The following is a 26097-nucleotide window of genomic DNA, read 5'->3' as shown; positions in this document are numbered from 1 at the left end:
ATATGACTCAACGTTGTATCGTCGTTGCCCAGCGGGGGTTCTGATGGTCTCGATTGAGCCATTTTCGTCCCATCTGCGGAGTGTTCTTTCATGGACTCCAAGGATTTGGGCTGCTTCCTTGGGTTTGACATATCTGGCAATAGGTTTATCCTCAACTCTTCTCGCTTATTATACCATATTGCCCTAAAATATTAACCTAATTTGAGATTAAATCATGCTCTCTAGGATTTGATCAAACCTTGGGAGGCGATCGCCTTAACACATACTTGCCCATTGCTCAGATGATATATTAAAATGATAATCGTTCTCACTCTGGGGTTAGTATGCTCAGTCAAATCAACCGTCCCACGTCTGAGGAAAACCATTACCAAAGCGATCGAGAAAAGCTGCGGCGAATTCGCCACACCTGCGCTCACATCCTAGCAATGGCGGTGCAAAAACTATTTCCCGAAACCAAAGTCGCCATTGGTCCCACCACCGACACCGGGTTTTACTATGACTTTGACCGGAAAGAACCGTTCACCCCGGAAGACTTGGGGGAAATAACGAAGGAGATGAAACGCATCATCAAAGGTAACTTGCCAGTAATTAGGGAAGAAGTCAACCGAGAACAAATGCGGGGAGAAATTCAGCAATTAAACGAACCATTAAAGTTAGAAATTCTCGATAGTATTCCCGAAACGGAAACCATTACTCGCTATTTTATCGGTAGCCCAGATATGGGGCGGGCGGTTCATCCCGAAGTCGAACCCTCTCTGATGGAACCCGTGGTTATTCCCCCCCAGGAATTTTGGTGGGATTTATGTGCAGGACCTCACTTGAACTCTACGGGCGAAATTAATCCAGATGCTTTGGCGTTAGAAAGTGTAGCCGGGGCTTATTGGCGCGGAGATGAAACCCTACCGCAACTGCAACGAATTTATGGCACGGCTTGGGAAACTCCAGAACAACTAGAATATTATTGGCAGCAGAAAGAAGAAGCCAAAAAACGCGACCACCGCAAGTTAGGACAGGAGTTAGATTTATTTAGCATCCAAGAAGATGCCGGAGGCGGTTTAGTATTTTGGCATCCTAAAGGCTCAAGAATGCGGCTATTAATTGAGGACTATTGGCGGCAAGCCCATCTGCAAGGGGGTTACGAGTTATTATACACGCCACACATTGCTAATTTAGCACTGTGGAAAACTTCCGGTCACTATGATTTTTACCGAGACAATATGTTTGACCAGATAGAGATTGAGAACCAATCCTATCAATTAAAGCCGATGAATTGCCCCTTTCATGTATTAACTTATCAAAGTCATTTGCACTCTTATCGAGAGTTGCCAATTCGCTGGTCAGAGTTAGGCACTGTGTATCGGTATGAACGCTCTGGGGTATTACATGGATTGATGCGAGTGCGGGGGTTTACTCAAGATGATGCCCATATTTTTTGTTTGCCCGAACAGGTGGCAGATGAAATTTTAGGGGTGTTAAATTTGACGGAAAAGATTTTATCGGATTTTGGCTTTAGCAAATATGAGGTGAATCTTTCTACTCGTCCGAGTAAATCGGTGGGGAATGATGCGGTGTGGCAATTAGCAACGGATGCTTTGATTGCTGCTCTGAATACTAAAGGCTGGGATTATGTGACTGATGAGGGTGGCGGGGCTTTTTATGGACCTAAAATAGATATTAAAATTCAGGATGCGATCGCTCGATTGTGGCAATGTTCGACGATTCAAGTGGATTTTAATTTGCCGGAACGATTTAATATGGAATATGTGGCGGCGGATGGTTCTCGGCAACGTCCGATTATGATTCACCGGGCAATTTTTGGGTCTTTGGAGCGATTTTTTGGGATTTTAATTGAGAATTATGCGGGAGATTTTCCCCTGTGGTTGGCTCCGGTAATGGTGCGAGTGTTAGTCGTGAGCGATCGCTTTCGAGATTATGCCAAATCCATTGTCCAAAGTTTAAAACAGCAGAATATTCGCGCGGAAGTCGATAATACTGGGGAGCGTTTAGGGAAACAAATTCGCGCCTGTGAACTGGAGAAAATCCCGGTTACAGTGGTGATTGGTCAGCGGGAGTTAGATAATCAATCTTTGAGTGTGCGAACTCGCTCAAGGGGAGATATAGGAACGATGACTCTGCCCCAGTTGACTGAGGAAATATTGAAGGCGAACGCGGCCAAATCCTCAAGTTATTAACTAGACGAATAGTTGGATAATTGGAGAGATTTCCTCAACAGGGAATTGGAAATGAAAACCCAATTCCCTGTTGAGGTCAAAAACTAACTAGAAACCAATAATTTTATCGGCAGCTAAAATCAAACTAGGAATATCCTGATTCTCTTGTGCCAATTGAGCGCCATTCCGCAAATTCGCAGCGGTGATTCCGGCGGCTTCGGCACAAGCAGGACAAACCATGACCTTGCCTCCAGCGGCGACAAAATCATCATACATTTGAGCCAAGGTCATCGGACTACTACCCCAGCGCAAGTCTAAGGGTTGATTTCTAGAGGCAATTCTCACCCCCTCCAAAGTCAAAACCAGTGTCACCTGAGCGCCCCGTTTTTGGAGGTTTGTGCCTAATTTCAAAGCCATGAAAGCCGCATGAAGGTCATCGGTGCCATGAGTCAGGTGCATAATAATATTTTGCCCATCACCCCTGGTTTGGGATTGTCCGACTTGGGTCTGATGTTGAGCCGAGGCGGTGCGGGAAAGGTTGACCGACGGCTCTGCCAACACTCCTAAAAGGCTAAGTGCGGCGATCGCTAAACCCAGATGCGTTTTTCTCATAAAACCTTCCTAACAATGCCATGGGAGCAGTCCTAGAAGCCAGCCAGATGCTGGCACTAGGGGTTGATCAGGATTTTAGCATAATTGGCGGCGGCTCCAATCAAGAGAACGGTGTTGACTTTTCCCCTTAATTAACATTTGAGGATAGAAACTTCAAATCTTGATTATTTTGGTAACGCTTCACTGGTTTGAGTCGATACAGCCATCTCCTCAACCGGTGCAGCAGCGCGAACAGCCCGAAACATCCCAAATCGGCACAAACCCGCCCCAAAAGCTAACCGCATTAACACGAATGTGGGGACTTCTCGCAAAGATTTAATAAATCCGGTCACCCCAAAGCGAATAATCCCCTGTGGACGGATTATCCCCTGCCAAATGGAGTCTAGCCAAGAGGGGAGGGTTTCTGCACTCCAGTCGGCGGTGCTGACTTCCCCAGAAACAAGTCCTGTCTCCTCTATGAGTTCGGCAAAGCCTTCAATACTAGAGAAAGCGGGATGAGACCATTGATCTAAGAGTTGCCGCATCACGGGTTTTTCCCAGAAGTTCAAAGGTTTTTGGCGATCGTCCCGTTGATTCCAGTCCGCCACCACTAAAATGCCCCCCGGTTTTAATACCCGCATCATCTCTCGCGCATATTGGGCTTTATCGGGCATATGGGGTCCGGCTTCAATAGACCAAACCACATCAAAACTGGCATCGGGGAAAGATAACGCTAAGGCATCATCCACCTGAAACTGAGCGCTAAGACCTTCTGGAGTGAGTTCCTGAGCGCGTTTGACTTGCTCTTGGCTGATGGTAATGCCTGTGACGGCAAAGCCATAATCTCGCGCTAGAATGCGACTACTGCCACCGATACCACAACCGACATCTAAAACTGTTGTGCCGGGAGGTAGGCGGTCTAATCCCCCCCAACGAGCCATTTCATGCACAAAGTCTTCTTTAGCTTTCAGGAAGTCTTTGGGTTGTGGCGGTGAGCCATAGTGACCGAGGTGGATATGTTCCCCCCAGTAGAATTCCAGGATGCCGTCATTGGTCCAATCATCATAGGAGCTGGCAACAGAATCGGCGGATTGATATTTCCGAGGGGAAAGGAGGTAAAGTGCTAATCCTAGGAGAAGTGCGAACAAAAGCAGACTAATGATGATTAAAAAAAGGTTGAACATGGTATAATTGTGTTATAATTTAGGATTGGGTGAACTAAAGAAACTGGGTTTCTGGGTTAAGGTTGGCGCACTCGATAAGTGCTATGACAATCTAAGCACGTTTGTCTGACTTGTGTAAATGACTCGATCGCATTAATGGGATTTTGTTGATTGTTAACCACAGTTTTCAGGGTTTCAAGTGAGGTTTGAAAGTTGGCAATCAGTCGAGAAAAATTATCGGGTTCTGACCAAATTAATGGCTTGGCTCCCCAGCCTTCTGCGTGGGTCATAGCGGTTCCGGGTGGGAAAACTTCGGGCATATATTCAGCTAGGGATAATAAGCTATTAATGTGGGTTAGAGTTTGATTGGCAAAAGGGGCATTTTTTTCCAAAATCGCTTCGAGAGAACGATAATGGGCTGACAATGCTTTCATGTATTGGCGACGATAGGCGATCGCTAAATCCCTGTCTACGGCTGACCCAGAAGTATTTGAGCTTAAATTGATGGCAGGATTGTTAGTTGTATCTGTGAAAGAATGGGGATAAACTTTCATCAAAAAACCTCCCAAAATAACCAGTAATACAGCAATTACGAGGGTACAAATAAAGCGAATTAATTGAGTCATGGGGAAGATATTATGGTTGTGAATTCCTTTTTGAGAGCGATCGCCAAACTCCTAAAAAAGCATTTCGGAGTCGATAGATAACTTGAATTGCCCCCGGTTGAGGCTGGGGTTGAGCTTTTCTAAGTTCCTCCTGTTTAACAAAAGGATGGACAGAAGTGGGAATTTTTCCGGAGCGACATAGATAATATTTGAGCATGGTATTTCTGCCAAAATTGAACTCAAGGCGATAGCCATATAATTGAAAATGGTCAAGTTAAAGGGCATCAAGGTATTGATTAAAAGTCATGAGCAAGGTTGAGGAATTTCGCTATTTTAGAGCAGTGTTCATCTGTGCCGTCTGACGAAAGGAGGCGATCGCAACCAAGCGGTTTGATTGTGCATCCCACAGCAGGAATTTGGAGCAGTCTAGTAAATCCCTAATATGCAGTGTCTTCACCTCCGAGAGCAAATGACAATTTTCCTGATGACAAGCGGCGAGATAGTAATTAGGAATTCTCGACGAGAGATGATGAATATTGTGATAGCCAATGTCGGCGCTAAACCATCTGAGGAGGGCTGGCAATTCTAAATAACTACTCCCCTGAACAGCTCCCAAAACATAGTCCCAGCCGGCTGTTTTATGGGCATAAGACCCCTCAAAAATATGTTGTACAAAAAATATCCAGATAAAAATCGTTGCCGAACAACTGAGGGTAATGGAGTAAATACTCCAAAACAGCCCAAAGCCCCATAAATGACTGAGAAAAACCCAGCCCCCGACCACACAAATATTGTTAAACAAGAGATCCCAAAACTCAGTAGCAGATTGCCAGTATTTTGACTGATGAGCGGATATAGTTTGCGCTAAGTGAAACTCCGAACCTTTGGGCAAATCAGTTAATACATGATGGGCGAAGTCGTAAACTCCCAGGATTAAAATAAGTCTAGGCTTGATAACCAGGTAAAAAAAACCGCCCGGAATAGCCATCAATGGATGTCGTAGGACTTCATAAAGTTTTTGATTTAACGGATCAAGCTGATCAAACTCGTCAGTAGACAAGAAATCTGCGACACCCCGATAGCGCTCCCAGTCGCCATTAGTTTGGTGATGGTAAGCATGATCTCTTGACCAGCCATATTGGGGCATGGCATTGATTACACCGAGCCCAAATCCGATAATTCGGTTCATCTTTTTTGACGGAAAAAGAGAATAATGTCCGCAATCGTGCATCAAAGAAAAACAGCGCAGGGAGAAGAGAATCAGCAGGGCAATAATCGGGGGTAGAAGCCATAAAGAAATAGATGCCGCACCCGGCGCTAACATCCATAAAAGAACATAAGGCACAACGGTATTGAGAATTTGATAGGTAGCGCGCAGGTTGCTGCTTTTGATGTATGGAGTCAAGACAAAATCTGATTTTTTGAGTGTATCCATTGTTTTTGTCTATAGGTGGGGATGAGTTTATTCTGGTTCCGAGACCCTGGGCGATCGCCCCCCGCCGGGTTGGACAATTTTCTGATTTAATGGAAAAACGTCGGGCTGAAATTCTTCCCAGTGTTTGCAGATTTGCTCGTAGCACTTCGGGGGGGTAATCGGCAAATTTTTTAGGTATAAGAATGTCACCTGATTTAATGACTCCAACAGAAACACTAACTCGGTTTCTGGGCTGTAAGTATCCACAGCTTCCAAAATGTGAGCATTCATAAAGTGGTGTCGCAGAATCACCGTGTCAGGGGCAGCCAGCCACGCATTTAGAAAAGGGGCGAGACGCGATCTGGGTACATAGTGAACCTTAAAAACCTCCCCCGCAATTCCTACTGTTGACGTACTGGTGCTACAAATCACCGCACCCCGTTCACCATTGAGATACCCTACCCAGGCGTTATAGCCTAGAGCCAATAGATTCGTAGCAATAAAATCTTGCTGCCAATTCATCGGCGGATTTGGCGGCTGATTCTTGGCGCTATCTGTTTCATTCATAAGAAATATCAGGAGGTTGGCACAGATTCCCCCGTTGTGAAAACGGGGGATTTAGGCATCAATTATTTCTCAGTCAGATTAGCTTCTTGGCGCAGGATTTTTGCCGCCTCCACCATATTTTTCAGGGAAGGAATCACCTCTTCCCAACCCCGTGTTTTCAAGCCACAATCAGGGTTAACCCAAATCTGTTGAACGGGCAAATTAGCCACCCCGGTTTTTAACTGTTGCACCATCTCTTGAGTGCTGGGAACCGCTGGGCTGTGGACATCATAAACGCCGTTCCCCACTTGATGTTTGTAGCCCGCATCAGTAATTTCAAACAGGGTTTCGTTATTGCTGCGGCTATTTTCAATGGACAATACATCCGCATCCAACCGCTCAATATGCTCAATAATATCCCCAAATTCCGAGTAACACATATGGGTATGGATTTGGGTTTGGGGTTTGGCAATAGCCGCAGATAAACGGAAAGCATCCACCGCCCAGGATAGATACTCATCCCAACGTTCTGGCTTGAGGGGGAGTCCTTCCCGCAAGGCAGGTTCATCAATTTGCACCATCTTCGCCCCAGCCGCTTCTAAGTCAGCGACTTCATCGCGCAAGGCTAAGGCAATCTGCATGGCTTGTTCACTGCGCGGAATATCGGTGCGGGTAAATGACCAGTTAATCATGGTGACCGGACCGGTTAGCATCCCTTTGACAATTTTATCGGTCAGGGATTTGGCTACCTTAAACTCTCGAACTGTCATGGGTCCGGTGCGGGCGACATCTCCATAAATAATCGGGGGACGCACGCAACGGCTGCCGTAACTTTGCACCCAACCATGTTCGCTAAAGGCAAAGCCAGATAACTGCACACCGAAAAATTCCACCATATCGGTGCGCTCAAATTCGCCATGTACCAATACATCGAGTCCGGCTTCTTCTTGGAATTGGATGCACTTGGCAATTTCGGCATCGATCGCCGCTTCATATTCGGCTTGGGTAATGTCACCCCGTTTCAGTTTCACCCGCAGTTGCCGCACTTAGGAGGTTTGGGGGAAAGACCCGATGGTGGTGGTGGGGAATGGGGGCAAAACGGGCTGGCGTTCTTGACGTTGTTCATAAGGCAAAGTCCGCTCTAAATCCTGGGAGGTCAGATTTTGCAGGCGTTCTTTTACCCCCTGATTAACTGGGCTAAATTCCTGGAAGGTTTGCCATTGGCTGCGGATGACTTCCAGATACTTGTCAGGTTCTTGGGTTCCATAGGAGCGATCGGCCCAATCAGCCAGCAGTGTGATTTCTAATAACTTCTGTTCAGCAAAGCTCAAAACGGACCGCAAGGGTTCGGGGAGTTTGGTTTCTCGCTGGGCATCGTATGGCACAAATTGCAGGGAAGCAGACGGCTGAATCCGCAGGTTAGGGGTGACACGGGAAATGGCTTCCAGGGTTGACAAAACGGAGTCGGGGCGAATTTTCCATACATTGCGGGCATCGACAATTCCCGCCCCCAACTCTTTATCGTCGGGGAAACCATACTGTTGCAGTAACTCTAGGTTACGCCCACGGGTGAAGTCTAAACTAATGCCAGCGACGGGTAATTCCATCACCCAGGGGTAATTGTCTCCCAAGTCATCAAAGTAGGTGACCAGGTGAATGGGTAAGCCTACTTGGCTGAGAGATTGATAAGTTGATTGATAGAGTTGTTTAAAGTTGGCAGCATCTCCCAATACTAAAGCGGGTTCATGGATTTGGACTTCAGCGACACCCATTTTTTGGAGTTCTTGGAGAAGCAGGAGATAGCGATCGCCTAGTTGTTTTCCCGCTTGGTCTTGATTCATCTCCAAACGACTCAGCCGCAGCAAAGTCACCGGACCCAAAACAATGGGAACAGCGCGATTGTCCAATAAGGTTTGAGCGCGATGCACAGTTTCTAGAAAATCGCTAAAGTCGGCTGGCTGCAATGTTTCGGGAATTTCTGGGACGAGGTAGTGATAGTTGGTATCGAACCATTTAGTCATTTCTAGGGCTCGAATGCCATCAAAACCCCGCGCCATGGCAAAATAACGGTCAAGTCCGCTAAAGGATGCAAACCGTTCGGGAATGATGCCTAAGCGGATACTCCAGTCTAAAACGTGATCGTAGAGGCTCATGTCGCCAATACCAATGCGATCGATACCGGCATGAAGTTGAGTTTCCCAGTTTTTGAACTCAACTTCATTCCGAGTCTGGATGAGGGTTTCTGCGTCCGATTTACCCCGCCAAAAGGCTTCTAATGCCTTTTTTAACTCGCGACTTTTACCAATACGAGGATAGCCGAGAGTCGCGGTTTCCAGACGGGTTTGTGTATAAATTTCCGAGGTCATAAATTGCCCTTGTCCTTATGGTGAAAATAGTCACAGAAATCTAGTCCATCCCCGCGACAAACCAGCGGAGTGAACAATTGAGCGCAGCAGAATATCTGCCAAATTGAGTTGAGCAATACTCAGACCAGACTGATTAGAGTCACGCTTTGGACGAGTGACCCTCTGCCAGTCAATGTCTACATAAGGCTAGTTTTCTCAAAATGGCAATTTCAAATCAGGGCGCTACCCATGCAACGCCAGGGGAGTCGTCCTAAAAAATGAAGGCAATATTAATTGTGAAAAAGCTAAACGAACCATCATCCGTACCTCGCAGACGAAAAATAACAGTTTTTGGTGCATCTCCAGAGGAGACAGTTCGGCGGGCATTCTGACTTCGAGAGTTGTGTCTCTCCTCACAGCTGCGGGACAGCGCCGGATTTACGCCGGACTTTCCCCCTTACGTCTGATGGCTGGTCCCCATCAGAACCGACAATATTTAAGCATGATAACACACGAAGCGGAGATTTGACGAAATCATGGAAAAGTTACTGTAAACTGGGGGAACAACGATAGATGTCAGCAACCCGGTTTCTAGGGCTTAGGGTTTCACCAAGCGGCCAAGCCGCCCAAAGTCCATGGGAGAGCCACGGCACGAGAGCTAAAATTCTCAAATACAGTCGTGATCGCTATAGCCAAAGAACCAAAGGCGATCGCCTACTTATCCCCTCTGAAAACAAAGATAGTCAAAATGCAGGGTTCTCAAAAAATTCAGGTCGGGGTGAGCGACTTACGGCAAGCCTTTCATACTCATTTTCAATCGGCTGAACAAATTAAACAGATTTCGGCTTATTTACTCCTATTCTATGCGGTTGAATGTGGGCTAAAGAGCATTTTGCTCAAACGAAACCAGTTGCGAACCACAGCACTGATTCCCGATCCAACCCTCTTATATGAATCTGGTCATAACCTAGATAGATGGGTCAAGGAACTGAAAATTTCCGCCAGCATAATTAGCCAAACTCCCAATTTTCATCTAGCCCAAGGTGGTTCAACTTTAAACATAGAAAAAGCTCATCAAGCTTGGCGATATGGTATTAATATTAAGCCTGAAGATGAAAAAGTTTTAGTTGAGTGGTTAAACAGTATTAGCCAATGAATTAAGGAGAACATAAACCGATGATTCCCTCAGATATTCGTCTTTATACTTGGGTTGATGTAGAAGAAGTTTTGCTGCGGAAAAAAAAGCAAAATAAATGGCCAAACGGGTTGGTTTGGGCGCGAACCTACTGGGACGGGTTAACCATGGGAATTCGTCCGGGAACTCAAGCAGAAGCCCAAAATTGGCTGAGTGAAATCTACGACCCTCGCTTCCGAAATAATTATATTATCTTAGAGAGTGTTGATGAAAATCAACGGATTTTGCCGATTTGGTGGGAAGAAACCGAGGAAGACCCCCCAACTCCTAGACTGACTCCGAGTTTATCCAGACCTGGAGTGCTTTTTCCTCCTAGTGAGAATGTCGAACCTCCGGCTATTATGCCATCAGATTTTCCCCCAGTGGTGGCGTTTCATTCTTTTAAAGGTGGAGTGGGAAGGACTACTCATGCGATCGCCTTAGCCAAGGCTTTAACTGCTAAAAAACAAACGGTTCTGTTAGTTGATGGGGACTTAGAACCTCCGGGAATTAGTTGGTTATTTGAGCGAAGATTGCCCTATCCTCCCGTTTCTTTTGCGGACTTGTTAGCATTGGTTCATGGTGATGAATCTCCCCATTATGAAACCGCCATTCAATTAGTGAGCGATCGCCTACAAAATGCCTTAATTGATGGGATATTTATTCTGCCATCATTTCGCTCTACTTCAGGATTTACCTCTTTAGAAATTCGACCAGAACATCTGATCCAAGGTTCTCAAAATGCTTTTATCTTGACCGATATCTTAGCCCGTCTCGGGAAATATCTGGGAGTCGATGTGGTCTTGGTAGACTTGCGGGCTGGACTCTCATAATTAGCGACAGGTTTAATTTTAGATCCGCGAGTTTATCGGATATTTGTTACTACCTTGAGCGGACAATCGAGCGCCGGAACGGCGAGAGTTTTAGAACTGATTGGAGAGCGATCGCCTTCCACCAGAGAAGAAGACCCATTCCCCGCCTTAATTTTCAGCCAAGTTCCTGAAGATAAAAAATTCACCGATTGGGTGATTGAACCTGAACAACAATTGCTGGAAGCCGCCAAAACATTTATCGAAGACAATGGGGATATTCTCAGAGTAATTACCCCCTTTGCTGATAGTTTGCTGGTTTTACCTCCTACTTGGGAAGAGGTGATGAGTAAGCTAGAGCGATCGGGTATTGTAGATGCAGTTAGTCCACTGCTAGATTGGTTGCCTAGTCCAAGTGGTGCATCAATCCCAGAAAGTCTTCCTAGTTTAAGTTTAAAATCTCAACGACAACAGATTAAAGAATTGGCGGAAAAATTGGTTTATGCTGAGACAGCACAAATCGATAATTTTTTGGCAACGATTCCTTTAAAGCAATTGGCTTCAGACCATCGATGACAACTCCCTATTACAGTCGTAGTGGGCGCTAAAGGTTCAGGAAAAACTTATACATTTATGCAAATTGTTCGCCGTCAAAATTGGGAAAAATTTGTCCAGGAAACTGGGTAAACAGTCACAAATAATGCCTTGATAGCTCCCATATTATCATCAAACAATTTAGAGAATACTGCCAAAATAATAGTCGAAAATGTGCAAAGAGAAACTGCCAAAATATTAATGTTTTCTCATCCTAAATTCTCTAACGATATTCGGGATTATATAAGACAAAATCAGACGGGAAACCTCCATGAAGGTCAGTGGCGGGAATGTTGGCTAGATGTCATAGCTTGGGGGGTGGGATTTAAACCGGAGGAAGCCGGGGCGGGTCGAAAATTAACCGACCATTTATTTGAAAAAAAACAGCAGCTTATTGTCGTCATTGATGGGCTAGAAGACTTATTTCAAAACTTTGATAATGATGAAAATCAACAAAAAGCTCTACGCGCTTTACTGCAAGAAGTACCGGAATGGTTGGCGCAACAGCCCGGTCGTCCTTTGGGAATAATTATTTTTGTCCGGCGAGATATTGTCTTGGCGGCGGTGCGTCAAAATGCCGCTCAGATGATGGCTCGTTATCAGCCTTATGCCTTAAAATGGAATCGGCAAGAAGCACTTAGATTAGTGGTTTGGGTTACCAAAAAAGCCCTTCCAGATTTTAACATTAATCTTGACAAACTGCCAGATATGAGCGAGGAGGAAATCACCGATACTTTAGTCCCACTGTGGGGTAAAAAATTGGGTAGTGAAAAATCTAAAGAAGCTCGTTCTGTGCAATTTGTCCTGGCTGCTCTTTCTGATTTCAACGGTCAAATTCAATCGCGAGATTTGGTCAGATTTTTAAAGATAGCCGCTGATAAATCTATGAATGATACTCGGTGGCAGTATCGAATCCTTATTCCTAAAGCAATTCGGGATGCTTTACGTGACTGTAGCAAGGAGAAAATAAAAGAAATTCAGATCGAAAATACTGCCTTAAAAAAGATTTTTGCGAAATTACAGAAATTGGCAGACGCTAACCGCAAAATTCCTTTTAGCCGCGAAGCTGCTCAGTTATCGACTGAGGAAATTAAAACCTTATTAGATAATGGCGTAGTCATTCAGGAAAAAGATGATTATTATATGCCGGAAATCTTCCGTTATGGGTTAAACTTTAAACTGACAGGTAGGGCGCGCCCTCGCGTTTTATCTCTGGCTCGGCGTGCGGGACAAAGTTCTTAATTGGTCAGTAATCAAACCATATATTAAGCAGCGATGATAAATCTGTGCTTTTGACTGATAATTAGCGACTTAGGGTTGCTATTAACAACACTCAGGCTATAAATATGATCATGGTTTTGGGGGCGGATAATTCAGAATGTTTGCTCTAGTGTCGCACAAGCTGATTAACGACTAATCACAATCAATCCCTGGCCAGGGCCTCCATGAATTTCCACTTGAGCTACATCCCCTGTTTCTGAATAAAAGCGAACCGTACTTCTCGACTGTGAGGGTATCGATCGCCATTGACGGGAATTCGAGTCGTACTCTAGGTTTGTGGTATAACCATCATCCCAACGGATCACAATTCTCCGAGAACTTTGTTCAATGGAGCAACCAGTTGACTGCGCTTGGGGTTGGTTCTGACCATAAAAACTGCAACGGCCCCGATAGTTTCGGCTCGATTGTGCTTGACCTGGCTCCATTAGCATCAAGCTGGAGGCGATAAGGACACTGCTCAGGTAGGCAGCTTTCTCTAGCAAATTTGATCCGAACTTCATGGCGCGTAAACCTTAATATTATCTGATCACAATTGCCCTTTGTTTAGGGTATGACAATCCAATTAACTTGTCAATGGCTTTCGCCCTTAAATTATAGTCTTTTAATCCGGTAGTGCGATCGGGTACTCCCATGACTTGACCAATGAGGTCGAAGGTTTCATAAATGAGCGATCGCCTCGATATCCTCCCCGGTGCAACCAATCACCCGCCTGCCAACTCATAACTATCAGCCAACCTCAACGCCTTGGATTTTAATCCCAACCGGGTAAAATAAAAGTCTGGTTATCCCATACAAACTTGGTTGCGACCTTGAGACTTCGCTTGATAGAGTGCGAGGTCTGCTTGTTTCAATAAATCATCTAAGCATCGCAAATCTTTGGTCAATTCTGAGAGACCAAAAGAAGCCGTTATCTGAAAATCAGATGGGATATCAGGATGGTTAAAGTACAGTTGGGAAATACTCACCCGCAGACGCTCTGCCATGTCTAGGGCTTGTAAAATTTCGCTTCTGGGTAACAAAACCATAAATTCTTCCCCACCATATCGGAATGCTAAATCATTGACTCTCAACAATTGATTTGTGAGTTTCGCGACTTTTTGGAGGACATAATCACCAGCTAAATGTCCGAACTGATCATTGATTTTTTTAAAATGGTCTATGTCTATCAACATTATAGAGAGTGGGAAGCCCATTTGCTGGTGGTAAGCTATCTCTTGTTCTAGCCTAGAATTTAAAAAGCGGCGATTTAATAGCCCGGTCAATTCGTCAATGGTTGATAACTGCTCAAGTTTTTTGTTGGCTACCAGTAGCTCCCTATAGGTTTCCATGAAGTCGAGTACCGGAAAGCAGAGGGTCTGGGCATTGACGCAGGGGATGGTCATAAACAGCAGTAAACCCATCATGTGAAAGTTGCTTATTGTATCATCGGTACTCGGAGAAAGCCAGAAATTTAGGAGGATTAATGTTCTGGCAATCAGAACTATAAACAGCATCAGATCAAGCCAAAGCATGATCCTAATAATTGTATTTCTACGCACCGGTTCTCGGAGGACAATTAATCCTGGTATCAGGTAAAAAATTGCATTTAGGGCTGATGTGTATATTCCAGGTATCCACTTATGGTGCATAATCGAGATGAGAAAAATCAGGCTAAAAACCAGTACACTGAGCGCAATAATTATATATAATTTGTGGATTTTACGATTGATAGATTTGTCTAAAAAAATGAAAATAGAATGGGTTAGCAAAATGGGCATTAAGGCTAGAAATATATTAGATAATGGCAGTGTATATACATTAACTCCATAGCTAAACCTCAAAAACAATAACAGACATCCCAAAGCGAATGAAAAGCATCCATAAGCCATCCATTTGAGAAAATCGTGATTCCTAACCTTAAAAAAAGCCATTAAGAATACACCGTTAGCTGTAAAGTTCAACGCGGTAGTCAAAATCAGGGTTTGTAAGTGCATTGATGGTAATGAAACTATTCAATTTTGGTGATTAATATCGCTGGGTTCATCAATGATATGATAGCGTTATTGAACCACAATTACTATTGTACTATCACTCATATAAAATTTCCAGTAAGTTAATATGGTGGTGAAAATATGGTGGGGGCAAAAAATTTTTGCCCGTACCAGATTAAGTTAGACTAGCTCAGATAGAACTTGGGTTAAGCCCAGCCCAGAATTTGGGCAACCTCTTCAGCCAAAGACAGAGGTTCAAAGGGTTTAGCAATTACACCACTGACACCCAGACTATCAAACTTTTGGCGATCGCGATCTTGAATTTTCGCCGTCAGTAAAATCACAGGAATATCTTTCGTTTGCTGGTTCGCTTGTAGTTTTTGAAAAGTAGCAAAACCATCTAAATCCGGCATCATCACATCAAGCATAATTGCATCCGGCTGTTCGCTTTCCGCAGTTTCTATGCCTTCCATACCACAACAGGCAGTAATTACACTCCATCCACCGATCATCTCCAAACTCAGTTGAGCAATTTCTCGGATGTCATCTTCATCATCAATTAATAGAATTCGCTTAGTTGTCATCTGTTTTCCTTTACTATTTCTGATTCTGATGCCGCTTCGCATCAATTTAGAGGTTAATGGGTAGGCTGACAAAAAATGTACTTCCATCGCCAAAAATACTTTCCGCCCAAATTTTACCGCCATGCTGTTGGACAATGCTGCGACAGATAGCCAGTCCCAATCCAGTCCCCCCATTTTGTCGAGAGTCCGACGCATCCACCTGTTGAAAACGACCAAAGATAGTCTCAATTTTATCTGGTGGAATACCACGACCGCGATCGCGCACGGAAATCAAAACATGATTTTCCTGTGGTTTGGCGGTAAAATCAATCCGCTTGTTAGCCCCAGAAAAGCGAATGGAATTACTCAACAAATTGGTGAGCATTTGAATAATCCGATCACGATCAACCATCACTTTAAATTCCAGAGGAACCACACAGAGATCAACCCCGGCTTTCTCCGCCACGGGTAACATTTCATCAGCAGCTTGTATCATCAAATCCGCCACATTGACCCAATGTTTCTCCATGGGAAGCTGACCCGAGTGCATTCTCTCCAGGTCAAGGATATCGTTAACTAAACGCATGAGGCGATCGCAATTAAACATAGCGATATCTAACATCCGTTCGCTTTTTTGCGGACTAGAGGCTAATAAGCCGCTAGATAATAGCCCCAAAGAACCACGAATAGAAGTCAGGGGAGTACGCAATTCATGGCTAACGACAGAAATAAACTCATCCTTCATCTTTTCCATCGCCTGCCTTTCCGTAATATCCTTAAACGTGATCACAGCCCCAATGATCGCCCCTTCCTGTCGCATGGGCGTACTGACATACTCCACAGGTAAAATTGTCCCGTCCTTGCGCCAGAAGACCCCATCTGTAACATAGCGAACCTTCCCATCTTCTAGGGTAGCAAAAATTGGCGATGGCTGGAGGCTCTCTGGGTGTGGTTCCCCTGGGATCTGGGAACGAAAGTGGCCCTTAGTAATCCGCCGTAAATCGCTCATAATTAGTTCTCTGATATCATATCCAGTCATCCGCGCCCCAGCCGGATTAATAAACGTGATTTTACCATCTTGGTTAAGACCACAAATTCCTTCCCCCGCCGAATCAAGAATTAACTCATTTTGGTGGCGAAGTTGCTCTAGGGTACACTCAATTCTTTTACGATAACTAATATCCCTGGCAATCATCGAAATGCCTGTAATTTGACCTAAAGCATCTTTAATAGGGGAAATCGTTAGAGAAACATCAATATTTGCACCATCTTGGCGGACATGGATAGTTTCATAATGATCAATACCGCCTTGCGCCGTAATGCTAGTTAAGATGCGAGGCATTTCATTAGGTCGTTCTGGTAAAGCCAACATCGAAATCGGAGAGCCAATGGCTTCCGCAGCACTATAACCATAGATTTGTTTGGCTCCTTCATTCCAACTCAAAATTATACCATCTAAGGTATTCCCAATAATCGCATCTTCCGAAGATTCTACCATGGATGCTAAACGAATATAATCCGTTTCTGCCTGTTTTTTTGCGGTAATATCTCGACCCAAAATTACTAACCCTTTCCGGACTCCCGTGGCTGTAAAAAGTGGCACTTTCATCACATCATAAATTCTCAGAATGCCATCATTTTGACGAATTTTTTCTTCTTCTTGATAGACTTTCTGAAGCTGCCAAGCTTTTTCGTCTTTACACTGAGAATCTAAAAGTATTTTTTGATAACAAGATAAAGCATTCACGTGTTTAATTATATCAAAAATTTCGGCATCAGTTTTACCACGATAATCAATCTTATTTAATTGCAACAGGTCTAAAACTGCTTGATTTGCCTCTAGCCATCTCCCTTGGCTATCCTTAAAACAAACCAGATCCGGAATAGCATTAATTAGCGTTTGCAATAGTTCGGAACTGGCTCGTAATGCTTCCTCAACCCGCAGGCGATCGGCAATTTCTTGCTTCAGTTGTCGATTGGCTGCTTTGAGTGACTGGATGAGTTTCGTTTTTTTCGGAGTTTTTTTTCTCGCCATTGGATTTTAAAAACCTCATGGAGCATATAAATGAGATGAAATAAAATGAATTTATTTTATGTAGAATTAGGTCATACAATAGCTAGAATATCTAGCGGTTTTAGTGATAGGCAAAATCGTTTCTGGTGGCTAGGTTCTGAGTTCTTTTGAGTCTATTAACAATGCGAGTAGCAAGTTCCGATCCGGTGAAAGGTTTGGTTAAATAATCATCGGCTCCGGCTTGAAAAACTTGCTCGCGAATTTGGCGATCGGTTTGGGCGGTGACAAAAATAACTGGAATTCCTCGCCAGCGAGGATCATTGCGGACAATTTGGCATAATTCAATGCCATTGAGATGCGGCATTTCTATATCTAAAACTAACAAGTCAGGGCGGCTTGATTCCAGAGTTTTCCAAAATTGCCGAGGATCTCCTAGGGTTATGGTTTGAATACCCCAAGGTTGCAGTAAGGTTTGGATTGCTGCTAACATTTGGGGGTCATCATCGACTATCATTACCCGGGTATTGATGGCATAATGCTGACGAAAAACGTCCCTGATTACAGCGATCGCTCTTTCTATCGTAACGGGTTTTTCTAAAAAGGCACTACCACCCAGGCGCACCACTTCCACTCGCTTACTGATATCTCCTTGGGTGGTGAATACTACCGTAGGTATGGGGGGATTTTGTTGGGTTAGGTCAACTAATAGCTGACGGAAAGGATAGCGATCAAAGTTGAGTAGGACTACTTGGGGATTCGGGAGGAGTTGAAGCATATTTTCTTCCCTACCGCTGGGGGTGCGATCGCATATTTGCCGTATGGTCGCCTCTTCCGTGATAATTTCGGCTTGGATCTGATGACGACTCGCTTCTATAATTAGATTTTGGATAAATGGCTCGTTGGTGTCAATGATTAGTAGCCGGGGAGAATCGATTTGCTGTTGGTCAGATGTACAATTATTGGGGCGATCGGTTTCGACAATTTGATGTAGGCGATCAATCAGAATTGATAGAGATGGTAGGTGTTCACTAATTAGGGGGGTGTCCAGTTGCAGGATCAGCTCGATCTCACGAGCCACCGTTGACCCTTCCCTCCGTCCGAAGGTTCCCAGTGATCCGGCTAGTTTGTGGGCTTCCTGGCGCGCCTGTTTTTGCATTTGCAGATTGATCTGTCCGTCATTGGCGGCGGCGATCGCTTTTTCAATCGTAATTATCCGATCGTCTAGGGTCTCTCTAAATCTTTCCCAAACTTTTTGGATCGATTGATTCAGTTGGAATTGGCGATCGCTATCCGGTTCTGAGTTAGCCGTAGCGGTAGCTGAATGGAGTTTCTCCAAATTCTGATTCAGCCGATATCCTAACCCATAGACAGTTTCGATAAACTCAGCACCAGCACCAGCCGCTTTTAGTTTTTGCCGTAATCCCTTAATATGAGCCCGGACCGTATTAGCAGAAGGCGGATCATCAAAAGTCCACAACTTATCTAGGATTTTATCAATGCTGTAAGTCCGTTGACGGTCCCCCATTAACAGTTCCAGTAACCCATATTCTTTCGGGGTTACTTTAATCGGTTTTCCGTTATAAGTAACATCGCAGGTGCTAGTATCCAGCACCATTTTTTCATAGGTGAATACTGATGATGTCCCCTCGCTACTACGACGCAGCAAAGCACGGATACGAGCCGATAATTCCGCAATATCTAGGGGTTTAACCATGTAGTCATCGGCTCCCGCGTCTAAGCCTTTAACTTTGTCCTGTTGATTATTGCGCGCCGTTAATAGCAGTATCGGAACTTGGAAATTATGCGATCGTAATTGGTGACATAAACTAATACCATCCAGCAATGGTAATTCTATATCCAGTAAAACCAGATCATAACTGCTGCTTTGGATATATTCCCATCCCTGCTGTCCATCATTGACGACATCTACCTGATATTTCTGGCTCGTCAGCATGGCGACCAGAGCATCTGCTAGGTGTAAATCGTCCTCAACCAGAAGAATACGCATTGATGCACTTAAACTTGGAATTGTTGAGGACAGATGTATTTAGGAAATGTCTGTTTATCCCCCAACTCCGAGAGCAAAACTCAACTCTCTTTCTGAAGAAACAGCCAAGGAAATTACCCCTTTTCCTGAGAAACTCCCCGATCCCCATTTACTTTTTATCGTTCCTCAACAATAAATTATAGGGTAAATCCTGCCCAAAAAACTGCCTCTGGACAATTAACCTTCAGCCTCTGGCTAATTAGGGGGTTCCACCACCGCTACTGATGAGAACCCCCATAACCTGAAACTACAAGTGACAGTGATTAGATAACTGATTCAACTTCCGCAATTTCCGGGATTTTTTCCCGCAGGCGGCGTTCAATCCCCATTTTCAGCGTCATCGTTGAACTGGGACAGGAACCGCAGGCTCCTTGTAGCCGTAGCCGGACAATAGGACCGTCAAGTTCTACAATTTCCACGTTTCCACCGTCAGCCATCAAATAGGGACGTAGTTCGTCCAGGACGGTTTCCACATTTTCTGGAGTCAATGCTAAAGTAGTCATGATTTATCGGATCTGTTGTGCGATGTATTGAACAATTATGATCTTACCCCCATTTTAGCTAGTTCGGCTACTTCCTCAATCTCAACCCAAATCTCCCCCCTTGAGTTCGATATCAGCACTATAGCCGGGAAAGTTACGATCCTCAGTATAGCGGTATTCCTAGGCTTGGCGAAATAACTCGCCAGCATCTGTTGTTGATTCTGTCATGAAATCTGGCAACTATCAAAACACATATATTATCTATTATAATCTATTGACCGTAAATTTACCATAATTTTATGAAAATTACCGATTTTAAATTATAATAATCTCGGCGCTATGGATATCAATTCTGTGTATACATACCCTAGATCTTATTTTTGGGCTACCATACCCACAGCCTTTTATTCTGATTATTCATTTAAAGATAGACCCCTGGGGGATTTCATCAATATATTATTCCCCATGATTCCCCCTTTTGCCACCTAACCTATGGCTATCTACTCACTCTAAATAGTCTCAAGTATTAATCAAAGTTATCACCCATGTCTGCACGTCCTATTTATCTTGATTGTCATGCTACTACCCCGGTAGATAAGCGCGTTTTAGAAGTAATGATTCCCTACTTTACCGAACATTTTGGCAACCCCGCCAGTGTGAATCATCTCTATGGTTGGGAAACCGAAGCCGCCGTCAAACAAGCGCGACAAATTATCGCCGATGCCATTAATGCTACTCCCACCGAAATAATTTTTACCAGCGGTGCAACCGAAGCCAATAATTTAGCCATTAAAGGAGTAGCAGAAGCCTATTTTAGCCAGGGTCGTCATCTAATTACTGTCGCCACAGAACACCATGCAGTCCTCGACCCCTACGATTACTTACAAGGCTTAGGATTTGATGTAACTTTACTCAGCGTTCAACCCGATGGCTTAATTGATTTAACCGAACTAGAAGAGGCTTTTAGACCCGATACAATTCTAGTTTCAGTGATGGCTGCTAACAACGAAATTGGGGTATTGCAACCCCTAGCTAAAATCGGTAAAATGTGTCACGATCGCCACATATTATTTCATACAGACGCAGCGCAAGCCTTGGGGAAAATACCACTAGATGTTGAGGAAATGAAGATTGATTTAATGTCCTTAACTGCTCACAAAGTCTATGGACCTAAAGGCATCGGTTGTCTATATGTGCGTCGTCGCCAACCCCGCGTCAAAATCGCCCCCCAAATTCACGGCGGCGGACAAGAAAGGGGGATCCGTTCAGGAACCCTTTACACCCCTCAAATTGTCGGATTTGGGGCGGCGGTAAAATTAGCTTTAAGCGAAATGGCAAGCGAAGCCCAACGGTTGACAAAATTACGCGATCGCCTTTGGAATCAACTGTCAACCCTTGACGATATCCGTCTCAATGGTCATCCCACCCAACGCTTACCTGGAAACCTAAATGTCAGTATTGCCGGGGTAGATGGTCAAGCATTACTATTAGCATTACAGCCAACAATGGCAGTATCATCAGGTTCCGCTTGTACATCCACCCGCATTGAACCTTCCCACGTTTTAAAAGCCTTGGGAGTCCCCGAAAATCTAGCTTATGCTTCCCTGAGATTTGGCTTATCTCGGTTTAATACAGAAGCCGAAATTGACCAAGTAGCACAAGAGGCGATCGCCACCATTAAAGTGTTAAGAAGAGTTCAATATACTAGGTAACTAATTCATGGCAAAACCCGAATATTTAATGATTATTTTTACCCTGATTTGTGGTATCCTATCTTTAGGGATGGGTATGCTCAAAACTCCCAGAACTTCTCAGATAGCCACCCTCCCCCCAGACTACGATCGCCTAGGGAATTTAATCAGCTTTGGTGCTTGGCAAAAAGCCGAACGTCAGACCTATCGAATGATGTTGTTAATTATGGGCAAAAAAAATCAGGAACTCACCCCCAAAGATATCGCCAAGTTTCCCTGTCAAGAATTAAGCCAAATTGACCAAACCTGGTACCAAGCCAGCCAAGGGGAATTTAGTTTAACTAGACAACATCAAATCTGGCAAAAATTTCAGCATTTAGACCCAGATAACCCCCTAACTTTTGCCTCTGTTAATTCATTCATCAAAAAATCCAACATTTGCCGGGATAGTCAGTCCCCCAACTCCTCAGCTATCCTTTGTCATGAACAATTGAACCTAGCCATATTTTCCCGTCTGCAAAAATGCCAAATTTCTCCCCCTTCTCCTCCCGTATTAGAAACCAAAATTTGACCAGTCCCCCTAACTCAGTCCCAGTCAGGAGTAGCACCAGGTGAGTCAACATCAAAAAAACACAGCCACAACCACAAACCCTAGTGGTAGCCCATCCGAGCCAAATTTTACAATTCTTTACTCAACTTGGGCTAACTCCTCACAGCAGATATATCCCCAGACGATCGCATAATGGTAAGCTACTAGATGGCTCAATCAATTATTCCTTGACTTAGTAAGTAACATTAATTACCCATGACCGACTCGACCCAAACCCCCTATCTGTTGCGCGCTGCGCGTGGTGAAGCCTTAGACCGTCCCCCCGTGTGGATGATGCGGCAGGCGGGTCGCTATATGAAAGCCTATCGCGATCTGCGGGAACAATATCCATCCTTCCGCGATCGCTCTGAAAAAACAGATATCGCCGTGGAAATTTCCCTACAACCCTTCCGCGCCTTTGCGCCAGACGGAGTGATCCTATTTTCAGACATCCTCACTCCCTTACCCGGTATAGGCATTGATTTCGACATCGTGGAAAGCAAAGGTCCGATCATTGATCCGCCTATCCGCACTCAGTCTCAAATTGATCAACTACATCCTATCGAACCAGAAGCCTCCCTGCCATTTATTCGGGAAATTCTCCAAACTCTGCGCCACGAAGTCGGCAACAAAGCTGCTGTGTTAGGATTTGTAGGCGCACCTTGGACTCTGGCAGCTTATGCCATCGAAGGCAAAAGCTCTAAGGATTACACCATTATCAAAAGTATGGCATTTAGTGAACCCGCCATGCTACACCAATTTTTGGGTAAACTAGCTTCTGCGATCGCCACTTACGCCTGTTACCAGATTGACTCCGGGGCTCAGGTTGTACAAATGTTTGATTCTTGGGCTGGTCAATTAAGCCCCCAGGACTATGAAACTTTTGCTTTACCCTATCAACAGCAAGTCGTTAAACAGGTCAAGGCTAAACATCCTGATACCCCTCTGATTCTCTATATTAACGGCAGTGCCGGAATTTTAGAAAGAATGGGTAAGTCTGGAGTTGATATGATCAGCGTTGACTGGACTGTGGATATGGCCGAAGCTAGAAATCGTATCGGTCACCATTTGGGAGTACAAGGAAATATTGATCCTTGTGTTTTATTTGGATCTAAAGACACCATCCGCGATCGCATTTTGGAAACTATCCGCAAAGCCGGAAACCAAGGTCATATTCTCAACCTAGGTCATGGGGTTTTACAAAAGACCCCAGAGGAAAATGTTGCCTATTTCTTTGAAACTGCCAAACAAGCAGATAAACTATTGGCAACTCATGTTTAACTGCCACATCTCATTGACTCTCAGAAAATTGGTTTCCTATACCGTTGGCGGTATCAGTTAAAAGCCGGTTGTAGAACAGTCAATTACACAGGGCAAAGGGGGTTTTTCCACTGTCGAAATCATTAATTTCCCCCCTGCCTCTCCTCTTCTACCACTGCCTCTTGTTATGACCCAAAAAGTTTTCATCACTGGTGCTAGTGGCTGCATTGGTCACTATATCGCCGAAAGTTTAATTAATCACACTAATTATGAACTGTACTTTTTGGTTCGTAATCCAGACAAGCTAGGGTTTAATTATAAAAAACGACCCGATATTCACATCTTGGCTGGTGATTTGCGAGAGATTGATAAATTTTCCGACTTATTAAAAACCATTGATATCGCTATTTTGGCAGCCACCTCATGGGGCGGAAAACCCGAAGTATTTGATGTTAATATAACCAGTACCCACCAGTTACTCAAATCCCTCGATAATCAACGCTGTCAGCAAGTCATTTATTTCTCCACCGCCAGTGTCCTTAACCGCCAAAATCAACTCATCCCCGAAGCTGGAGAAATTGGCACCGATTATATTAGTTCAAAATATCATTGTTTGCAGCAGATTTCCCAAAACTATCCTGATTTTCCCCCCTTGCGGGTTCTCTTCCCTACCCTCGTGTTAGGGGGAGATACAGATAAACCCTATTCCCATCTTTCCTCTGGTCTCCCACAGGTGGTAGGCTGGATTAATCTGATTCGCTGGTTTAAGGCTGATGCGAGTTTTCATTTTGTCCACGCCGCCGATATTGCTAAAGTTGTCGAATATTTAGTTAATCATCCCCCACAGTCTCAGCAACCAGAATGGCTGGTTTTAGGAAACCCACCCTTGACATTAAATCAGGCGATCGCTGAAACTTGTGCCTACTATCACAAATCTATCTATTTCTCCATTTCTCTGTCTTTGTGGTTGGCTAATTTTTTCATCATTGTATTTCGCGTACAAATGGCTGAATGGGACCGCTTTTGTTTGAATTACCGCCATTTTACTTACCAAAACCCTGTTAGTCCCGCTACCTTCGGGGAAATTACCCGCTTTCCTACCCTAACCCATATCCTCGCAGAGTTTGCACCCACTTCTCCCTCACCCTCACCCTCTCCCTAGTCGGCTGATTTATCTGTTGTTGATTTTTTATTCAACTCGTCTCGCGCCGCGCTCAGGGGGTTGACAGAATGGGGGAAAATTGATAGGATGAAAGTGGCAATTTAAATAATTGGAATATTGACTTAAATAAAAAAAATGAATATATTCCCATTATCTAATAATACCACAAATTGCTCAAACCGGCAACCCCCTCCCATCCCCCCATCGGCGGGGGCGATAATTTTGTTACAAAACTTAATATAAGCAGCAAAGATTATGAAAACCTTTCCGAGAGAGATTGGCAATAAATCTCAAAATGAGTCACCAAAAGCGATCGTGCATTTAGAAGGAGTGAGCAAAGTTTATGGAATGGGAGACATAGAAGTTAAAGCCTTAAACGGTGTGAGTCTGACCGTAGAACCAGGAGAATACTGCTCAATTATGGGAGCGTCCGGTTCAGGAAAATCGACAGCCATGAACATTATCGGCTGTTTAGACCGTCCGAGTTCAGGTTCCTACCAACTAGACGGGGTAGGTGTCGCCCAAATGAATGAAGGGGAACTAGCCAAAATTCGGAACCTAAAAATTGGTTTTGTGTTTCAGCAATTCCACCTTCTGGCACAAATGACAGCCCTCGATAATGTCATGTTACCAATGCTCTATGCCGGAATTTCCGCCAAGGAAAGGCGAGAACGAGCCACAGAAGCCTTAATTCGGGTAGGTTTGGAAAATCGTATGCACAACAAACCCAACCAACTATCTGGGGGACAACAGCAAAGGGTGGCGATCGCCCGCGCCATTGTCAACCGTCCAGTATTATTACTAGCAGACGAACCCACAGGAGCTTTAGACTCCAAAACCACCCAGGAAGTCATGGATATTTTCACCGAAATGAATAATAGTGGCATGACTGTAGTTATGGTAACTCACGAACCCGATGTAGCTCGCCAAACCAAAAGGGTAGTTTGGTTTAAAGATGGTCAGGTGATTCATTCCCACCTGAAACCCGAAGATTTGCATCATGCCATTTAACCAAAAAGGGCGACCCATTCGGCTACCTGCAAATCAGGATATACAAAAATCAATCAATATATCTGTAGTTTCTTGTACCCAACAGCCAGACCCTCAGCAGCACCAGGCGTAGAACTCCGCAACCTCTTCCCTGGTTTGGGTAGAAGGATTTACGGGTGGGAGTGCGGAAAATTTGGTCAAATCATGTAGATTGTCTTAGGAATCGTGGTAAATTATGGACGGCTCGATATGGATCTCTATTGGTACTTTCTGCCTAATAAGCATATAGGAGCCACAGTAAACTAACTCAGGCGTAATAGAGTCGAGGGGATGACTCCTGAGACTCTGAGCCGGAGTCAACTGCATCACGAAACCAAAACCTATGCCAAATCCTTCTTTGCGTGAAACCCCAAGCCATGAACCGGCTGATGTTATTCCATCTAAACAGCAGGTTTCGCTGTTAGACTGGCTGACCCAAACTGGGCGCTTGATTCCGCGAGATACTGTTCAGGAGCCTGTGAGTAGTTACAGACCCGACGAAGAAGAAATATCAGAACTCATCGTTGATGATGCGTCTTATGTTGATGAAGATGACAACGATGATGAAGATATGGACGAGGACTAAGGAACAGTTAA

The 26097-nt window shown here is 44.4% G+C and carries 28 protein-coding genes and 1 riboswitch; of the genes, 12 read left to right on the top strand and 16 right to left on the bottom strand.

Annotation, left to right across the window (positions count from 1 at the left end; genetic code table 11):
- Positions 1-141: MerR family DNA-binding transcriptional regulator (locus B9T16_RS05420; RefSeq protein ID WP_410244259.1), on the bottom strand; the 141-nt coding region annotated here is incomplete at its 3' end.
- 182 nt (positions 142-323) lie between these two features.
- Here B9T16_RS05420 and thrS point away from each other — a divergent pair.
- Positions 324-2192 carry a threonine--tRNA ligase gene (gene thrS / locus B9T16_RS05415; RefSeq protein WP_410244257.1) on the top strand — a complete coding sequence of 623 codons (1869 nt, stop codon included), beginning with the start codon at positions 324-326 and terminating at the stop codon, positions 2190-2192.
- An 87-nt stretch (positions 2193-2279) separates the two neighbouring features.
- Here thrS and B9T16_RS05410 read toward each other — a convergent pair whose 3' ends face one another.
- The 8 genes from B9T16_RS05410 to B9T16_RS05375 all read right to left on the bottom strand — a co-directional run bounded on the left by B9T16_RS05410 (position 2280) and on the right by B9T16_RS05375 (position 8856).
- Complete coding sequence (locus B9T16_RS05410; protein ID WP_006619747.1) at positions 2280-2783, bottom strand: DsrE family protein; 504 nt, start codon at positions 2781-2783, stop codon at positions 2280-2282.
- A gap of 164 nt (positions 2784-2947) precedes the next feature.
- Positions 2948-3946 carry a methyltransferase domain-containing protein gene (locus tag B9T16_RS05405; RefSeq protein WP_410244256.1) on the bottom strand — a complete coding sequence of 333 codons (999 nt, stop codon included), beginning with the start codon at positions 3944-3946 and terminating at the stop codon, positions 2948-2950.
- 56 nt (positions 3947-4002) lie between these two features.
- A complete protein-coding gene (locus B9T16_RS05400; RefSeq protein ID WP_006619745.1) occupies positions 4003-4551 on the bottom strand; it encodes a c-type cytochrome in 549 nt (182 codons plus the stop codon).
- A 10-nt stretch (positions 4552-4561) separates the two neighbouring features.
- A complete protein-coding gene (locus B9T16_RS05395) occupies positions 4562-4747 on the bottom strand; it encodes a hypothetical protein (RefSeq protein ID WP_006619744.1) in 186 nt (61 codons plus the stop codon).
- A gap of 111 nt (positions 4748-4858) precedes the next feature.
- A complete protein-coding gene (locus tag B9T16_RS05390) occupies positions 4859-5965 on the bottom strand; it encodes a fatty acid desaturase (RefSeq protein WP_006619743.1) in 1107 nt (368 codons plus the stop codon).
- A 27-nt stretch (positions 5966-5992) separates the two neighbouring features.
- Positions 5993-6511, bottom strand: coding sequence for a hypothetical protein (locus B9T16_RS05385; protein WP_006619742.1), 519 nt, complete (start codon positions 6509-6511; stop codon positions 5993-5995).
- Between the two features lie 62 nt (positions 6512-6573).
- On the bottom strand, positions 6574-7536 hold the full coding sequence (gene metE, locus B9T16_RS05380) for a 5-methyltetrahydropteroyltriglutamate--homocysteine S-methyltransferase (RefSeq protein ID WP_410244255.1): 963 nt from the start codon (positions 7534-7536) through the stop codon (positions 6574-6576).
- Positions 7537-8856 carry a hypothetical protein gene (locus B9T16_RS05375; RefSeq protein WP_410244254.1) on the bottom strand — a complete coding sequence of 440 codons (1320 nt, stop codon included), beginning with the start codon at positions 8854-8856 and terminating at the stop codon, positions 7537-7539.
- A 339-nt stretch (positions 8857-9195) separates the two neighbouring features.
- Positions 9196-9341: riboswitch (cobalamin riboswitch) on the bottom strand.
- Positions 9342-9514: 173 nt separating this feature from the next.
- Between B9T16_RS05375 and B9T16_RS05370 the strand changes: the two genes are divergently transcribed.
- The 4 genes from B9T16_RS05370 to B9T16_RS05355 all read left to right on the top strand — a co-directional run bounded on the left by B9T16_RS05370 (position 9515) and on the right by B9T16_RS05355 (position 12654).
- Positions 9515-9991, top strand: a complete 477-nt coding sequence (locus tag B9T16_RS05370) for a hypothetical protein (RefSeq protein WP_006619740.1) — start codon at positions 9515-9517, stop codon at positions 9989-9991.
- 20 nt (positions 9992-10011) lie between these two features.
- Positions 10012-10842, top strand: a complete 831-nt coding sequence (locus B9T16_RS05365; protein ID WP_014274347.1) for a ParA family protein — start codon at positions 10012-10014, stop codon at positions 10840-10842.
- Between the two features lie 54 nt (positions 10843-10896).
- Positions 10897-11394 carry a hypothetical protein gene (locus tag B9T16_RS05360; protein ID WP_014274346.1) on the top strand — a complete coding sequence of 166 codons (498 nt, stop codon included), beginning with the start codon at positions 10897-10899 and terminating at the stop codon, positions 11392-11394.
- Positions 11395-11586: 192 nt separating this feature from the next.
- Positions 11587-12654 carry a hypothetical protein gene (locus B9T16_RS05355; RefSeq protein WP_014274345.1) on the top strand — a complete coding sequence of 356 codons (1068 nt, stop codon included), beginning with the start codon at positions 11587-11589 and terminating at the stop codon, positions 12652-12654.
- Between the two features lie 164 nt (positions 12655-12818).
- On the opposite strand, the gene B9T16_RS05350 is transcribed toward B9T16_RS05355, so the two are convergent.
- From B9T16_RS05350 to B9T16_RS05325, 6 genes are all read right to left on the bottom strand, one after another.
- Positions 12819-13193 (bottom strand): hypothetical protein, encoded by a 375-nt coding sequence (locus B9T16_RS05350; protein WP_006619739.1) that lies wholly within the window; start codon positions 13191-13193, stop codon positions 12819-12821.
- A gap of 18 nt (positions 13194-13211) precedes the next feature.
- Positions 13212-13394, bottom strand: a complete 183-nt coding sequence (locus B9T16_RS05345) for a hypothetical protein (RefSeq protein ID WP_014274343.1) — start codon at positions 13392-13394, stop codon at positions 13212-13214.
- A gap of 81 nt (positions 13395-13475) precedes the next feature.
- Complete coding sequence (locus B9T16_RS05340; RefSeq protein WP_006619738.1) at positions 13476-14666, bottom strand: GGDEF domain-containing protein; 1191 nt, start codon at positions 14664-14666, stop codon at positions 13476-13478.
- Positions 14667-14869: 203 nt separating this feature from the next.
- On the bottom strand, positions 14870-15247 hold the full coding sequence (locus B9T16_RS05335; RefSeq protein ID WP_006619737.1) for a response regulator: 378 nt from the start codon (positions 15245-15247) through the stop codon (positions 14870-14872).
- A 46-nt stretch (positions 15248-15293) separates the two neighbouring features.
- Entirely contained in the window at positions 15294-17261 is a 1968-nt protein-coding gene (locus B9T16_RS05330) for a PAS domain S-box protein (RefSeq protein ID WP_410244253.1), read from the bottom strand.
- A 100-nt stretch (positions 17262-17361) separates the two neighbouring features.
- Positions 17362-19248: a response regulator gene (locus B9T16_RS05325; protein ID WP_410244252.1), complete on the bottom strand. Its 1887-nt coding sequence runs from the start codon at positions 19246-19248 to the stop codon at positions 17362-17364.
- A 46-nt stretch (positions 19249-19294) separates the two neighbouring features.
- On the opposite strand from B9T16_RS05325, the gene B9T16_RS05320 reads away from it, so the two are divergent.
- Entirely contained in the window at positions 19295-19423 is a 129-nt protein-coding gene (locus B9T16_RS05320; RefSeq protein ID WP_286131400.1) for a hypothetical protein, read from the top strand.
- 127 nt (positions 19424-19550) lie between these two features.
- Here the strand turns inward: B9T16_RS05320 and B9T16_RS05315 are convergent, their stop codons facing one another.
- Positions 19551-19790 carry a NifU family protein gene (locus B9T16_RS05315; RefSeq protein WP_006619734.1) on the bottom strand — a complete coding sequence of 80 codons (240 nt, stop codon included), beginning with the start codon at positions 19788-19790 and terminating at the stop codon, positions 19551-19553.
- Positions 19791-20314: 524 nt separating this feature from the next.
- On the opposite strand from B9T16_RS05315, the gene B9T16_RS05310 reads away from it, so the two are divergent.
- From B9T16_RS05310 to B9T16_RS05285, 6 genes are all read left to right on the top strand, one after another.
- Positions 20315-21481 (top strand): IscS subfamily cysteine desulfurase, encoded by a 1167-nt coding sequence (locus B9T16_RS05310; RefSeq protein ID WP_006619733.1) that lies wholly within the window; start codon positions 20315-20317, stop codon positions 21479-21481.
- 7 nt (positions 21482-21488) lie between these two features.
- On the top strand, positions 21489-22031 hold the full coding sequence (locus B9T16_RS05305; protein WP_410244251.1) for a GUN4 domain-containing protein: 543 nt from the start codon (positions 21489-21491) through the stop codon (positions 22029-22031).
- Positions 22032-22265: 234 nt separating this feature from the next.
- Positions 22266-23330: a uroporphyrinogen decarboxylase gene (gene hemE / locus B9T16_RS05300; protein ID WP_410244250.1), complete on the top strand. Its 1065-nt coding sequence runs from the start codon at positions 22266-22268 to the stop codon at positions 23328-23330.
- A 166-nt stretch (positions 23331-23496) separates the two neighbouring features.
- On the top strand, positions 23497-24471 hold the full coding sequence (locus tag B9T16_RS05295; RefSeq protein ID WP_410244249.1) for an NAD-dependent epimerase/dehydratase family protein: 975 nt from the start codon (positions 23497-23499) through the stop codon (positions 24469-24471).
- Between the two features lie 255 nt (positions 24472-24726).
- Positions 24727-25482 carry an ABC transporter ATP-binding protein gene (locus tag B9T16_RS05290; RefSeq protein WP_006623077.1) on the top strand — a complete coding sequence of 252 codons (756 nt, stop codon included), beginning with the start codon at positions 24727-24729 and terminating at the stop codon, positions 25480-25482.
- A gap of 361 nt (positions 25483-25843) precedes the next feature.
- Complete coding sequence (locus tag B9T16_RS05285; protein ID WP_006619728.1) at positions 25844-26086, top strand: DUF3134 domain-containing protein; 243 nt, start codon at positions 25844-25846, stop codon at positions 26084-26086.
- Positions 26087-26097: the final 11 nt, after the last annotated feature.

It is taken from the genome of Arthrospira sp. PCC 8006, assembly GCF_046480465.1.
Lineage (GTDB): Bacteria > Cyanobacteriota > Cyanobacteriia > Cyanobacteriales > Microcoleaceae > Limnospira > Limnospira platensis.
The sequence above is the reverse complement of the archived record's forward strand: the minus strand, read 5'-3'. Positions and strand labels throughout refer to the sequence as shown.

Bases quoted from the DNA above. Each gene is read 5' to 3' on its own strand.
- thrS (WP_410244257.1), top strand. From the start codon at position 324: ATGCTCAGTCAAATCAACCGTCCCACGTCTGAGGAAAACCATTACCAA.
- B9T16_RS05410 (WP_006619747.1), bottom strand. From the start codon at position 2,783: ATGAGAAAAACGCATCTGGGTTTAGCGATCGCCGCACTTAGCCTTTTA.
- B9T16_RS05405 (WP_410244256.1), bottom strand. From the start codon at position 3,946: ATGTTCAACCTTTTTTTAATCATCATTAGTCTGCTTTTGTTCGCACTT.
- B9T16_RS05400 (WP_006619745.1), bottom strand. From the start codon at position 4,551: ATGACTCAATTAATTCGCTTTATTTGTACCCTCGTAATTGCTGTATTA.
- B9T16_RS05395 (WP_006619744.1), bottom strand. From the start codon at position 4,747: ATGCTCAAATATTATCTATGTCGCTCCGGAAAAATTCCCACTTCTGTC.
- B9T16_RS05390 (WP_006619743.1), bottom strand. From the start codon at position 5,965: ATGGATACACTCAAAAAATCAGATTTTGTCTTGACTCCATACATCAAA.
- B9T16_RS05385 (WP_006619742.1), bottom strand. From the start codon at position 6,511: ATGAATGAAACAGATAGCGCCAAGAATCAGCCGCCAAATCCGCCGATG.
- B9T16_RS05375 (WP_410244254.1), bottom strand. From the start codon at position 8,856: ATGACCTCGGAAATTTATACACAAACCCGTCTGGAAACCGCGACTCTC.
- B9T16_RS05365 (WP_014274347.1), top strand. From the start codon at position 10,012: ATGATTCCCTCAGATATTCGTCTTTATACTTGGGTTGATGTAGAAGAA.
- B9T16_RS05350 (WP_006619739.1), bottom strand. From the start codon at position 13,193: ATGAAGTTCGGATCAAATTTGCTAGAGAAAGCTGCCTACCTGAGCAGT.
- B9T16_RS05340 (WP_006619738.1), bottom strand. From the start codon at position 14,666: ATGCACTTACAAACCCTGATTTTGACTACCGCGTTGAACTTTACAGCT.
- B9T16_RS05335 (WP_006619737.1), bottom strand. From the start codon at position 15,247: ATGACAACTAAGCGAATTCTATTAATTGATGATGAAGATGACATCCGA.
- B9T16_RS05330 (WP_410244253.1), bottom strand. From the start codon at position 17,261: ATGGCGAGAAAAAAAACTCCGAAAAAAACGAAACTCATCCAGTCACTC.
- B9T16_RS05325 (WP_410244252.1), bottom strand. From the start codon at position 19,248: ATGCGTATTCTTCTGGTTGAGGACGATTTACACCTAGCAGATGCTCTG.
- B9T16_RS05320 (WP_286131400.1), top strand. From the start codon at position 19,295: ATGTCTGTTTATCCCCCAACTCCGAGAGCAAAACTCAACTCTCTTTCT.
- B9T16_RS05315 (WP_006619734.1), bottom strand. From the start codon at position 19,790: ATGACTACTTTAGCATTGACTCCAGAAAATGTGGAAACCGTCCTGGAC.
- B9T16_RS05310 (WP_006619733.1), top strand. From the start codon at position 20,315: ATGTCTGCACGTCCTATTTATCTTGATTGTCATGCTACTACCCCGGTA.
- B9T16_RS05305 (WP_410244251.1), top strand. From the start codon at position 21,489: ATGGCAAAACCCGAATATTTAATGATTATTTTTACCCTGATTTGTGGT.
- hemE (WP_410244250.1), top strand. From the start codon at position 22,266: ATGACCGACTCGACCCAAACCCCCTATCTGTTGCGCGCTGCGCGTGGT.
- B9T16_RS05295 (WP_410244249.1), top strand. From the start codon at position 23,497: ATGACCCAAAAAGTTTTCATCACTGGTGCTAGTGGCTGCATTGGTCAC.
- B9T16_RS05290 (WP_006623077.1), top strand. From the start codon at position 24,727: ATGAAAACCTTTCCGAGAGAGATTGGCAATAAATCTCAAAATGAGTCA.
- B9T16_RS05285 (WP_006619728.1), top strand. From the start codon at position 25,844: ATGCCAAATCCTTCTTTGCGTGAAACCCCAAGCCATGAACCGGCTGAT.